General features: G+C 32.5%; 12 protein-coding genes. 1 reads left to right on the top strand and 11 read right to left on the bottom strand.

Annotated features, from left to right (window positions below):
- Positions 1–61: 61 nt before the first annotated feature.
- The 11 genes from GM661_RS06445 to thrC all read right to left on the bottom strand — a co-directional run bounded on the left by GM661_RS06445 (position 62) and on the right by thrC (position 12595).
- Positions 62–379, bottom strand: a complete 318-nt coding sequence (locus GM661_RS06445) for a type II toxin-antitoxin system RelE/ParE family toxin (RefSeq protein ID WP_230869276.1) — start codon at positions 377–379, stop codon at positions 62–64.
- Complete coding sequence (locus GM661_RS06440; RefSeq protein ID WP_230869275.1) at positions 363–650, bottom strand: type II toxin-antitoxin system prevent-host-death family antitoxin; 288 nt, start codon at positions 648–650, stop codon at positions 363–365. Before GM661_RS06440 ends, GM661_RS06445 begins: the two co-directional genes overlap by 17 nt.
- Positions 651–889: 239 nt before the next feature.
- Entirely contained in the window at positions 890–2608 is a 1719-nt protein-coding gene (gene ptsP, locus GM661_RS06435) for a phosphoenolpyruvate--protein phosphotransferase (protein WP_230869274.1), read from the bottom strand.
- Between the two features lie 25 nt (positions 2609–2633).
- Entirely contained in the window at positions 2634–2906 is a 273-nt protein-coding gene (locus GM661_RS06430) for an HPr family phosphocarrier protein (protein ID WP_230869273.1), read from the bottom strand.
- Positions 2907–3116: 210 nt separating this feature from the next.
- A complete protein-coding gene (locus GM661_RS06425) occupies positions 3117–3764 on the bottom strand; it encodes an L-fuculose-phosphate aldolase (protein ID WP_230869272.1) in 648 nt (215 codons plus the stop codon).
- 218 nt (positions 3765–3982) lie between these two features.
- Positions 3983–5398 carry a PTS galactitol transporter subunit IIC gene (locus tag GM661_RS06420; protein WP_230869271.1) on the bottom strand — a complete coding sequence of 472 codons (1416 nt, stop codon included), beginning with the start codon at positions 5396–5398 and terminating at the stop codon, positions 3983–3985.
- Between the two features lie 30 nt (positions 5399–5428).
- Complete coding sequence (locus GM661_RS06415; RefSeq protein WP_230869270.1) at positions 5429–5722, bottom strand: PTS sugar transporter subunit IIB; 294 nt, start codon at positions 5720–5722, stop codon at positions 5429–5431.
- 17 nt (positions 5723–5739) lie between these two features.
- The gene (locus GM661_RS06410) at positions 5740–6204 is read right to left on the bottom strand and encodes a PTS sugar transporter subunit IIA (protein ID WP_230869269.1); all 465 of its coding nucleotides are present in this window, start codon (positions 6202–6204) and stop codon (positions 5740–5742) included.
- Positions 6197–9106 (bottom strand): sigma 54-interacting transcriptional regulator, encoded by a 2910-nt coding sequence (locus GM661_RS06405; RefSeq protein ID WP_230869268.1) that lies wholly within the window; start codon positions 9104–9106, stop codon positions 6197–6199. The genes GM661_RS06410 and GM661_RS06405 overlap by 8 nt, the downstream gene beginning before the upstream one ends.
- 405 nt (positions 9107–9511) lie before the next feature.
- On the bottom strand, positions 9512–10651 hold the full coding sequence (locus tag GM661_RS06400) for a M48 family metalloprotease (protein ID WP_230869267.1): 1140 nt from the start codon (positions 10649–10651) through the stop codon (positions 9512–9514).
- Between the two features lie 447 nt (positions 10652–11098).
- Positions 11099–12595, bottom strand: coding sequence for a threonine synthase (thrC, locus tag GM661_RS06395; RefSeq protein WP_230869266.1), 1497 nt, complete (start codon positions 12593–12595; stop codon positions 11099–11101).
- 143 nt (positions 12596–12738) lie between these two features.
- On the opposite strand from thrC, the gene GM661_RS06390 reads away from it, so the two are divergent.
- Positions 12739–13140, top strand: a complete 402-nt coding sequence (locus GM661_RS06390) for a putative ABC transporter permease (RefSeq protein WP_230869265.1) — start codon at positions 12739–12741, stop codon at positions 13138–13140.
- Positions 13141–13187 lie beyond the last annotated feature (47 nt).

The raw sequence follows: 13187 nt of genomic DNA, 5'->3' as shown, positions 1-13187 counted from the left end.
ATACCCGCCGGGGATTATATATCCCTAATTCCGCACACACCTTACGTAACTCATTTTATGCCTACAACAGCGAGCCATAATCTTGCCTGCAGTCCACCACAGCATCTACGTATACGGTACTGCCCTTCACCTGATAAACCAGCAAATACCGATTCGCCATCAGGAGCTTGCGGTATTTACCCGATGGCACCAAAGGATCAGAAAGCCATGGATTCCGCTCTGGAAATTTCTCCAGTGACTTTGCCTTTTCATCAAACTCGGCAATAAGCTGCAGAGCTGCCGTTTCACTGACCTGTGCAAGAAAACGGGAATGAGATACCAGCATCTGAGCCGCCTCGTCGGAGATAATCACTTTATACAACTTACCTTTGCTGTCCATCCAATACCTCCTTGATGGCGTCCTTCATCATATTGGACACCTCATCAATGGAATAATCTTTCTTGCCGCTCAACCTGCCTTCCTCCGCAGCAACCAGGTTTTCCCGAAGGCGCAGCATGCTTTCACGTCTGGCAAAGGCTTCAATATCCATTACCACCAAATCCCCTTCTCCGTTTTTGGTCAGATATACCGGTTCTCCCGACCGCTTGCACAGCTCAGAAATCTCATTGTAGTTTTTTCGAATTGCCGCAGAGGGCTTAATATTCATCATTCCGATCACCTCGCTTTATAGCATTATTATATGCTTATTATATGCTTATTATATGCTTATTATACTACAACAGAGGTGATTTGTAAATCTGAAAGCTTCCGCTAAGTTTTAAAGAGCCTGCTCTATAATAATCTGTAAATTCTCTTTCTTCATATTTCTTTGTCCATGCTGTTCCTTTCAAGTACATCGTCTATCCGAAACAATAATCATATCTGCATTGGAAAAGCAGAGAAACTGCATCATCTCGCTAACTCAAGCAAAAATTTTTTAATTTTTTCTGCAGATTGTAATTTTAAAACACGCTTACTTATTTCATCTGCTTCCTCAACTGTCCATTTACTTAATAATTCCTTAATCCTTAAAATAGAGACAGCACTCATACTAAATTCATCAAGGCCTACTCCCAATAAAAATGGCAGTAATAATTCATCAGCAGCTGCTTCACCACACATCCCTACCCAGATACCAGCTTGATGGGCTGAGTCAATAGTCTTCTTTATCAATTTTAACACTGCCGGGTGATAAGGGGTATACATTTGAGCTACTTTTTCATTAACCCTATCAACTGCTATTGTATACTGAATCAAATCATTAGTCCCGATACTAAAAAAATCTACCTCCTGAGCAATAATATCTGCCTCCATTACTGCAGCAGGCACCTCTACCATAATACCTACCTCTAAATCCTGACTATACCCCTTACCCTCTTTTGCTAGTTCTTTTTTACATTCCCAAAGAATTCTATTAGCCGACTTTACTTCATCAACAGATGAGACCATGGGATACATTATTTTTATATTACCATAGTTACTGGCCGCCAAAATTGCTTTTAATTGAGTTTTAAAAATATCAGGTTGATCAAGACATATTCTGATGGCCCTGTATCCTAAAAATGGATTCATCTCCTTAGGTAAATTTAAACAAGGTAGTTCTTTGTCTCCACCAATATCTAAAGTGCGAATAACTACAGGTTTACCGTCCATTTTTTCAGCTACCTGTCGGTAGACTTCAAATTGTTCTTTTTCACTTGGCAAAGTATCCCGATCCATATAAAGAAATTCTGTCCGAAAAAGCCCTATTCCTTGACCACCATATTCTAAAATAGACTCTATATCTCTTATATTACCTATATTACCACAGACTTCTACCTTTTTGCCGTCTTTACTAAGCGCTTCCTTGTTCTTATATTTTTTTAACCTTTCCTGTTCCTGTTGATATTTCTCTCTCTTTTGTTGATATTCATGTTCTGTTTCAAAATCAGGATTTATAAATACCTGTCCACCATTTCCATCCACTATAATAGTCTGTCCAGAAACAAGCCGCCCCTGCTTGATACTGACAGAAAGTTCTTTACCAACCCCAACTACTGCTGGAATACCCAGAGAACGTGCCATTATAGCTGTATGCGAAGTTCTTGAGCCTTCTTGAGTTACAAAACCAAATACCTTCGCAGTATCAAGTTGGGCAGTATCAGAAGGGCTCAAATCAATGGCTACAACTATTGTATTTTCCTCTAGTTCTGTAGTTGATTTACCCTGTCCACTTAATATTCTGATTAACCTTTTCCCAACATCTTTAATATCTGCCTCTCGAGCCTTAATATATTCATCATCAAGCTCAGCAAACATCTGGGAAAAAAAGTTAATTGTCTGTGCTATTGCTGCTTCTGCATTGATTTTTTCATCTTTAATCTTCTCTTTAATAGGTTCTATAAGTTCAAGGTCATCTACTAACATCAGATGGGCCTCAAATACCTCGGCTTCCTTTTGACCAAGTTTCTCACTGGTTTCTTCCATTAATTTCTTTAATTCAATTTTTGCATTTTCTAAAGCAATGCTTAATCTTTTTAACTCTTTTTCAATATCATCTATTGTCTTCTCCTTAAATTCTATATTATCTTCTGCTTTAAGAAACACTCTACCAATTGCTATTCCTGGTGAAGCAGCTATCCCTTGCATAATATCACTGTCCTTCCTTATCTCATTATTCTTCTTTAGGCAATTCTACTTCTAGATAATTAACTAATTCCTTGATTGCCATTTCTTCATCAGTTCCTTCTGCCTTTAGAATTATTTCCTTCCCCTTGCTTGCCCCTAAACTTAAAATTCCTAAGATACTTTTAGCATTAACCTCTCTATCATTTAAAATTGCTATAATCTCAGAATTAAACCCTCCAGCTTTTTGTACAAATTTTGATGCAGGACGGGCATGTAATCCTGTTTCGTTAGTTATTTTTACTTTTTTTTCTACAGACATTTTAAACCCCTTTTCTTTAAACTTTTTTATTTTTGAAAAAAAATTAGGGCTGTCTCAAAGTGAGATAGCCCTCTGGACTGCTCATAACAGTTTCTTAAAATATTTTGAGACAACTTCAGAATATCTGAATTAAGATACAATATAATTTTTATCACTTTACCACTTCCAGAAATTATATTCTGATGTTGCCCCAACAACGATATTCATGTCTTATATTTTTTTCTGCCCATAAGATTTAAACTTCTCAAACATTATTTTCATTTCTTCATCAGGCAATATTACTGGCTTACCTATTGATTTTGCCCTATAATAAGTCTCTGCAACATATTCCAATTCCTCTGCTGTATTAAATGCATTTTCTATACAATTTGCTCCTGCCAATAATCCGTGGTTAGCTAATAATACTCCATAACGGTCTTTCATTGCCTTAAATGCATTTTTTGCTAGTTCTTTTGTTCCATATGTTGCATATTCTGCACACCTTACATTCTTTCCTGCCAGTGCTATCATATAATGTGATGCTGGTAAATCTCCTCTTAAAATTGAAATAGTCGTTGAATATATAGAATGACAGTGTACTAATGCAAATATATCATTTCTCTTTTCATAAAATATCTTATGCATTTCATATTCACTTGAAGGCTTTCTGTATCCCTCCACTATATTGCCTTCTAGATCCATTACTACAACATCTTCTAATTTGATATCAAAATAATCAATGCCGCTTGGACTAATTGCCATAAGTCCCTTTTCTAAATTATAAATACTTAAGTTTCCTCCTGTACCCTTTGTCAATCCACTTGCAACGAGTTTTTCTCCATATTTCACTATTTTTTCTCTTTCTAATTCTAAAAGCATTTAAATTCCTCCAACTTTAATATATTAATTTAACATTATTATTCTAAGTTAAATCTACGTTCTAACAAAAGAGCAGCAAATACCAATGAAACAATAACCAATTGATGGTTAACAATAAAATCTAATAAATATCGTCCATATGGTCCTAGGGCTAATAAAACAAATTGATAAAATATTCTAATCACATCCTAAAAAAATAATAGTCTTGAATATTCATTCTAATTTTTTAAGATTTCTCCTTTAAAGGCTTTATAAAAGAATAGAACATAACAACTCACAGCAAAAATAGCAAAAACAATTGAAACAATAGTAAACGTATTTCCCAGTTCTGCAAATATTTTAGTTATAAATGGTAACATTAATAGCCATGGTGATAGGTGACCACCAACATCCAGACTAGAAATTTGTGCTGCTCCTTCTGGAATACTAAAATTAGCTGTTTTAGCTAAATCTGTGGTCATAGGTGCTAAGAATGTACCTATAATTAAAAATCCAGCCACAAATATTGTCCCAATTACAACCCCTCTAAATATATTCCCTTTTGACCAACCAGTAGCCCATAATACAAATACAGGTAATATGGCAAGATCTGCAAACGGAAGCATTCTATTTACTCCTATCATACTTAAAACTACAGCTAAAAATAACGTTATTGGAACTAAAAGAAGTCCTGTAGCAACATTAGCAGGATGACCAATTACTGTTGCAGCATCTAAACCAATATATAATTTTCGACCTGGGAAGCGACTATTCAAAAATTCTTTAACACCATCAGAAATAGGAAGTAATCCAGTCATTAATAATTTTACCATTCTTGGAAAAACTAACATTACAGCTCCAAGAGTTATCGAGGTATTAATAATCTTGCTTATACTGCTAGACATATCTACAGCCATATTCGGTGCATAAGCCAAAATTCCAATAGCAAGTCCTATTACAGTACCCAGCATTAATGGTTCCCCCAATACACCAAATCTGTCCTGAATTTTTTCAGAATCAATATTCCAATCTTTTATAACAGGAATTTTATCAATTATTCTGTCAACGACCCATCCAATAGGTGCCCAGGAAACCGTTTCAGTGTGTGGTAAAGAAACACCTGGCATTCCAAAAAATTCCTGAACAACTGGGGCTGTCCAATCTGCTAGTTTAAGAACGATCACTTCTGTTAAAAGCCCAATAATAATCGCTAAAACAAAATTATCGGTTGCAGAATAAACAAAAGCAGATGCAAAGATAAAGTGCCAATAATTCCACAAATCTATATCAAGAGTTTTTGTCCAATTTAAGGCTGCTAAAAGTACATTTAGCAAAATACCTAATCCAAATATCCAAGGAACAAGTGAAGTTGTACCAAATGCTATGGCTGATGAAGCCGGCCAACCAACACCCATTACATCTAATTGTATTCCAATGTTATTTACCATCGCTTTAGTAGCAGGACTTAAAGTCTCTACCATTAAACCAACAACTAAATTAATCGCAATAAAACCCATACCAACTGTTAAAGAAGAACGAATTGCTTTACTTAGCTTTATTCTAAATATCATTGCCATGATAAATAATATAATAGGCATCATAACACTTGGTCCCATATTTAAAATAAAATTTATAAAACTCATAAAATTTGTCATTTTTATTCTCCTCCCTTTCCTGTATTATTTTTAATCATTTAATTCCTTTTCAATTTTATCCAACAGCTCATCCACTCCTATTCCAGTTAAAAAACTCACTCCACTAAATGCTGGTATACCATAATCAGTATTCACTGGTCCATTAACTACAATTACATCAGGTTTTAAATCTTCAATATAATTTTTTGCTTCAGATATTTTACTTTGTTCTAATTCAATATCAATACCTCTTTCTTTTAATCCATTTTCTAATTTATCCATAATTACAGTAGAAGTTGCTATACCAGAACCACATGCAACTAATATTTTCTTTTTTCTTAACATTTTTATCTCTCCTCTTTTTATATCCCTAAGTTTTTCTTTAAAAGTTCAACCAAATTATTCGAATCATCAACTTGGAGCAAATCTTTTACCACTTTTTCATTTTGCATCATTTCTATTAATTTTTGTAAAAATCTTATTTGTTTAGAAGGATTTAGAATAGCGAGTAATAATACAAGACTTACTTCAACCTCTTCTTCATAATCCTCCATAGTAGAAAATCTAACTTTATTTTTTAATAACCCTACTGCTATTGCTGCTTCATTAACATACTTTGACTCTGTATGGGGAATAGCAAAATCAATAAAAGCGCCGTGTAATCCTGTTGGAAATTCCTCCTCTCTTTTTAAAACAGCTTCTTTATACCCTGTTTTTACAAAGCCTTTTTTCAACATATGATCGCTTAATCTTGAAATCACCTCCTCTTTATTATTAAGATCTAAATTTATCTCTACCAAATCACTATTAAGATGAATTTTATCCATTAAGCAAAGCCTCCTTTATTAAGTTAATATCTTTAGTAAATTTAATTAACTCTATATTTTCTTTTAGAATTTTATAAAACTCTTTAAAACACTCAACCCCCAGATCTTTAATAGCAAACATACAAATAACTTCTACTTTATACCCAGACCAATCAAGTGAATTTTCCATAATGGCCAAAGCAGCCTGCGAATAATTAACATATTGGGAATCAGCATGGGGTATAGCTATACCAGAACCAATATAAGTTACCCCCCATTCTTCCCTTTTTTTAACTGCATCCAGAAAACCATCTTTTACCACTCCCTTTTCTTTTAATTTTTCAGCTAGTAATGTAATTACTTCATCCTTCGAATTTACTTTTAATAAGGGGAAAATAATATTTTTATCAATTAATTTATCTATTTTTATATCCTCTTGTTTAAACTCTTGTACACCTACCCTTTCTTTGAAACGCTCTAGGCCTTCTTCGGAAAATATCTCATCTACGCTAAAAAAGATATTAGAATTAAATGACTGGGGTCTTAAATTTCCAATTAAGCCAACAAGTTCTTTTGCAGCTTCAATATCTGCTATAAATTCCTCAAGATCTTTGTTATAAATACCCGTTGTAATTATTTCATATTCTCTTTCTAAATTAAATAATCTGTGTAATAAATAATCTTTAACCTTTAAGGCAACACCCTCACCTGTCATACAATAAATTAATAATACTTTATGCTTTTTCTTATTATATAAATTTGTTGAATTTGATTGATTAATTCTGGCCACTAATTCATTTAAACTTATATCCTTTAGTTTAGACCAGCGAATAGCCTCCATTAACATAACAGTATCTACTCTAGCCACAGCCCTTGTTTTAATTCCTGTTTTTTCTTCAATTATCTCAGCGAAACCAGTTAATGAACCCATATCAACTAATAATAAGATTCCTTTACTATGCTCAATTTTTTTAACCAAAGCAATTAACTTTTTTAAAACCTTATTTGGTGCTTCATTAAAACTCATATTAACTGCTTTTACCTTTGAACCACCCAACAAATAATTGGCAACCTTAAGCATGCTAGAAGCAACCATACCATGAGAAACAATAATAATAGCAATCTCAGATTGATCATTTTCTCTCTCATCTGGGCCAGTTACAGTATTTAAATACATAGTAATATACCCTATTTCATCTCTTGGTATAGTAATATCAGACCTTTTGTTAATAAAATTGATTACTTTCTCTGCTACAGCATAGTTCTGTGGATGTTTTTTTTTGATGTTTTCTAAATCTGGATACTTAATTAATTTACCACTCTTAATCCTCTGCCAAACAGCATCAAGATGAATTGCCAAGGCATACTGTAATTGACTATTCAAAACAAGTTCTGGCAATTCTTCCTGGAGCATAACCATTACTTCATTTATTAGATTATAAATTTTTTCACCAATAACTCCCTTCAACATGTTTTTGTTCTTGTAAAAATCTTCCTTAGTCATGTCAAATAAGCGACTTATCTTCTCTTCTATTCTAAATGTTAATTCTGTATTAATCTTTTCCTGTGGAATTCCAATTCCACTTAATTCCTGATTCTTTTCCTCAATATACTTATATATATCTTCAGTTACATTATAGATATTTTTTTCTTGAGAGGTAATCAAATTTCTATCCAGGGCAGGTTCAACCTTAATATCATCTCTTAATAAATTCCTGATTTCCTCTCTATCTACAGATTCATTAAGAAAACTCCTTCTAATTTCTGAAGGTAATATATCTAGCGAAATTTCCACCTGACTTTTAACCTCAGTAACAAAAAACAGATAGGCTTTAGCACAAATAACTTTTAGATTACTCTCTAATTGTCCTATATTATTAACTGGAGTATAAGCTAATAATGCCCTGACAGCTTCATATTTTAAAATAATTTTCCTCTTTATTTGTTTACTTTCACGGGCAATAAATAACTTAATAAAATCAAGCTTTTCCTGCAATTCTCTTTTCTTTAATGATGGCAATTCAATTATTAGGGGTATTCTACGCCTAAAAGTAGCTAACAAACTAGACTCGATATCTTCTGTTGTAGCTGCAATAATCATAAGATTTACTTTGTGCTCAGTTTCAGTTTCACCTAACCTCCGATATTTGCCGTTATCAATTACATTAAATAACATCTCTTGGCCTTCTGGTGATAAACGATGGACTTCATCTAAAAATAAAATACTATTATTAGCTTTACTTAAAAGACCATCCTTATCGTTTGAAGCACCTGTAAAAGCTCCTTTGACATGACCAAATAAATGTGAATATAATAATTGAGGATTATCTGCATAATCTGCACAATTAAAAACTACAAATTTGTTTTCGGAAATTTTTCTATTTTGAGCAGCAAATTCAAACATCTTTCTTGCTAAATAACTTTTACCAACTCCGGACTCACCAGTAATTAAAGTATGTAATCCATATGGTGGATAAAGTACTGCCGCCTTAGCTTGTTGAATCTGAGGTTTCAAAGTTCCATTATAACCAATCACTGTTTGGAAAGGGTCTTCAATATTAGAACCATTTTTTTTATTTTTTATTTCTTTATTTTCTATTTCCTTTTCCTTTTTATAAAATGGACTTTTTATTTTCTTTATTTCTTGGTCAATGAGATAACGTGAGGCATTATATCCCTTTTGTTGAATAACCTTAGTTAGTTCACGAATAGAAATATTAGATTGTTTTTTTATAATAGAACGTATTTCTTCAACTAAAAAAGGTTTCAATCGTTCTTTAGACGATTTAATATTTAATTTTTGTCTAGTTACTGTTACTTTCTCACGACTAACATTTAATTTTAAGGCTAATTGTTGATCAGTTAAAGGATTTTTTTTATCCTCATTACTAAGCAGTTTTTTAATCTTTTTGTTAATTTCCATTTCAAATCCCCTTTGCTTTATTATAGTTGCAAGTCTTATACCAGGTTTCGGAATAAAATGTTATAGAAAATATTTTATATTTAAAACTGTTGTTATATCAGAAATACTGAAAAAAAATAATTTTCAAAATTTAATTTTAAAAACATTTTCTCCCGTTTTACTAACCTGGTATTTTATGTTTTTCAACAATAAATGCCATAATCCTCCCCTAAAATTTTGCTTTTTTATTAAACTATTTAATTCAATAGAGTTTAGCAAATAACTTTTTATTTTGATTTACAGTTTTTTCTTCATTAATTATAGAAACACAATTTTTATACTAAAAAAAGTGTGCAAAAAAATGCACACATTCTTAGTAAATATTTTATTTTTAGAATTTAATAAAAAAATAAATTATATTATAAATCAATCCTCAACCCCACCACAGTCAAGTGCCCGGTCAATCCTTTCACCTATCGGAGGATGTGAGGCCTTAAAAATAAGTTTATATTTATTATATTCTAAAGCTGACAAACTTGTATCAGCCAGTTTAGCCATGGCTGAAGCAAAATATCGGGGATTGGGTATTTTTTTCAAAGCAAAACCATCAGCTGCCCTTTCAAATTTCCTGCTGAAATAGAGTGAAATAGGTGAAAAAAGCCAGGACAATAATAAGAACACTATTAAAATTAAAGGCAGGGTATATACAGCATACATATTTTTATAGCCAACCCAGGTAAATACTAAAGGCCATAGATTATACATAATGTAAGATAATAAAAAGATAAATAGTGTTTGTATCAAGATATTTTTAAAAATGTCTTGATGCACGTGATGCCCCAATTCATGTGCTAAAATGGCTTCAATTTCATCACCACTATAATTATCAAGCAGATTATCACCCAAAATTATCTTCCTGGTACTCCCCAAACCTATCACCGCTGCATTGGCATAATTAAGCTTACTACTGAGATTGATCTGGTATATCTCATCTATTTCTAACCCAATATCTTCTATAAAATCCTTTACTCTCTCTTTTAACTCCCCTGCTGGATAGGGTTCCAGTTTGAAAAACAGAGGGAGTAAAACAATAGGAAATAAAAAAGTTACAATCAAGAGAAACATAATACACCCCAGAGCAAAGAAAATCCACCACTTCTCTGGATAATTAGCTGTTAAATAGAGAAAAAAACCTCCCCCCACCGAAACAACAATAATATTCAAAATCAGGCCTTTTAAATCATCAATAATCCATCCCTTTACTGATTGCTTAATAAGTCTATATCCCTCATTTAAACGATAGGACAAATAATAAGCTATTAACAGTGAGTACAATTCATAAAAAAACAAAATAATGCCTAAATATACAACTAAATTTATAACAATACTATCAGTAAAAACAAAAATAAAATCATAAATCTTTATTTCCAATGAAAAAGAGAAAAATAATATCCAGAACAAAAGATTTCCCACCAGGAGTAATACATCATTCCTATCTTTTTTCCTGTTATATTCTTCAGCAAGCTTCCTTCTTTTTGAATCATAAATATCCTTTAATTTAGTCATCTTTAATACCACCTAGTAAAAAATTATATTCTTCTATAATTATATACCTAGCCAATTAATTTTTGCAAGAAATTAGAAAAATTATTCACTACTTGAGGATTAATATCATACATTATATTAACAAAAAAAAGGAGGTCAGCAAAGTCAATGAGTGTTTGTTACAATGATTGTGCTTTCATTCTCTTTCTAATCTTAATCCTGCTGCTTTTAGGTAATACTGATTAATAAAACTTATAATCTAACAAATGCATATTGATAAAAGGAGGTGTACATATGGGCGACTTTAAAGACAACAACTGCTTATGCTTAATCCTTATTATTCTTGTAATCTGCTGCTGCTGCGGTGCTTTTTAAAAAATTAAAGTAAAAAAGAATACAATTTCAAGCAATTAAAAAAACAATAGACCAGTTATAATTAACTGGTCTATTGTTATATTTGATATACAGTTAATTTATATTTAAAATATCCTTAATTTCTTTCCTGATTTTAGAAGTATCACAGTTCCTATAATGTTTAATCTCCTGTTTATCTAAATCCTTTAAAGCACGGTGTATATCCTGCCCACTAATTTTGTTTAAAGTATCCAGTATGGCAAATTCATTCACAGTATTAATACCTGTTTCCAGTGAATCCAGAACAGCCTTACTAAACTTGTAGGGATTAGCAGTTGAATCAATAATTACTGGGATATCCTCAGCTAAATTTTGTCTATACTTTTGATAGACTCTGATCCCAACTGCTGTATGTGTATCTACAAGGTAATTATAATCCCTAAATACCTTTTTAATTGTATTTTTTGTTTCAGTTTCACTGGCATATTCTCCTACAAAAATCCCTGCTATCTTTTTTCTCGTAGGATCATCTATCTTAAAACAGCCCTTATTCTTTAAATCATCATACCATTTATTTATTTTATCTGCATTATGTCCAGTTATTTCAAAAAGAAAACGTTCGAGGTTTGATGAAATCAATATATCCATCGAAGGACTGATTGTTTTTATGAAATCACGTTCAAGATTATACTCACCTGTTCTTAAAAAATCAGTGAGTATTTTATTATCATTTGAAGCACAGACAAATTTATGGACAGGCAAACCCATCCTATAGGCATAATATGCAGCCAGGATATTACCAAAATTACCAGTAGGTACTGTTATATCTATCTTTTGACCCTTACTTATTACATCATCTCTTAATAAAGAGGCATATGCAGCAAAATAATATATTATCTGCGGCACAAGCCGTCCCCAGTTTATAGAGTTTGCCGAAGAAAATTGATAACCCTGCCTACTTATTAAGGAATTAAAATCCCTATCAGCAAATATCTCTTTAACACTATTCTGGCACTCATCAAAATTACCTTCAACAGCAACAACATAGGTATTACTACCGGTAGTTGTCGTCATCTGAGCTTCCTGTATTTTACTAACTCCTTCTGCTGGATAAAACACAATAATTCTGATACCGGGAATATCTTTAAAACCCTCCAGGGCTGCTTTCCCTGTATCACCAGAAGTGGCAACCAAAATAACTACTTCTTTACTGAATTCTGCTTTCTGGAGGGCTTTAAGTAAAAGATGAGGCATTAACTGTAAAGCCATATCTTTAAAAGCAGCTGTTGGTCCATGCCACAATTCCATAATATATATATTATCATCCAAATTAAGCACCGGAGCCATACCATCAGAGGTGAAATTTTTTTCATTATATGCTTTTCTAATACAATCCTCTAATTCAGATTCCTGATAATCACTTAGAAACTCCTCTAAGACCATTAAGGCTATCTCCTGATAAGTATTATCCTTCATATTATAGATAGTATCCTGGCTAAAAATAGGAACCTTTTCTGGTACAAACAACCCACCAGCAGGTACCATGCCCAGTCTAATGGCCTGGGCAGCCTCTACTGGCTGGTAATTCCCCCTAGTACTAATATATTTCATAACCATAACATCCCCTCTACTCATTTGCTCGTTTTGCTTAATTATATCAAACTTAACTATACTTTTAAACAACAAAATTTCTCGTTTAATATAAAAATTTTTAAATTCTTGATAAAAAATATATATTGGTAAAAGATAATATTATGATAACACGTTTCTTAATTTACGGTTTTAGCGGCTGGTGTATCGAAATATTCTGGACAGGTCTGGGGTCATTATTAAGGGGGGATATCAAACTTAGGGGCTGGACATATCTCTGGATGTTTCCAATATATGGACTTGCTATAAGCCTGGAACCAGTCCATAATTATATAAGGGATTGGCCGATTATATTAAGAGGGGGGATCTATACCATAATCATTTTTATGATCGAATACATCACAGGATGGGCCATTAAAGAAAGCGCTGGTTTATGTCCCTGGGATTATAGCAATACTCCATTTTCCTTGAATGGTTTAATCCGCCTTGATTATGCTCCTGCCTGGTTTATAATAGGTCTTCTCTTTGAACAATTACATGATACTATTGCAAATATAAGTATATAGATAGTCAGCTCCCTTTGATTTAACAAAGGGAGCTCTTTAACAATTAT

Source organism: Iocasia fonsfrigidae (assembly GCF_017751145.1).
In the GTDB taxonomy this organism is placed as follows: Bacteria; Bacillota; Halanaerobiia; order Halanaerobiales; family DTU029; genus Iocasia; species Iocasia fonsfrigidae.
The sequence above is the reverse complement of the archived record's forward strand: the minus strand, read 5'-3'. Positions and strand labels throughout refer to the sequence as shown.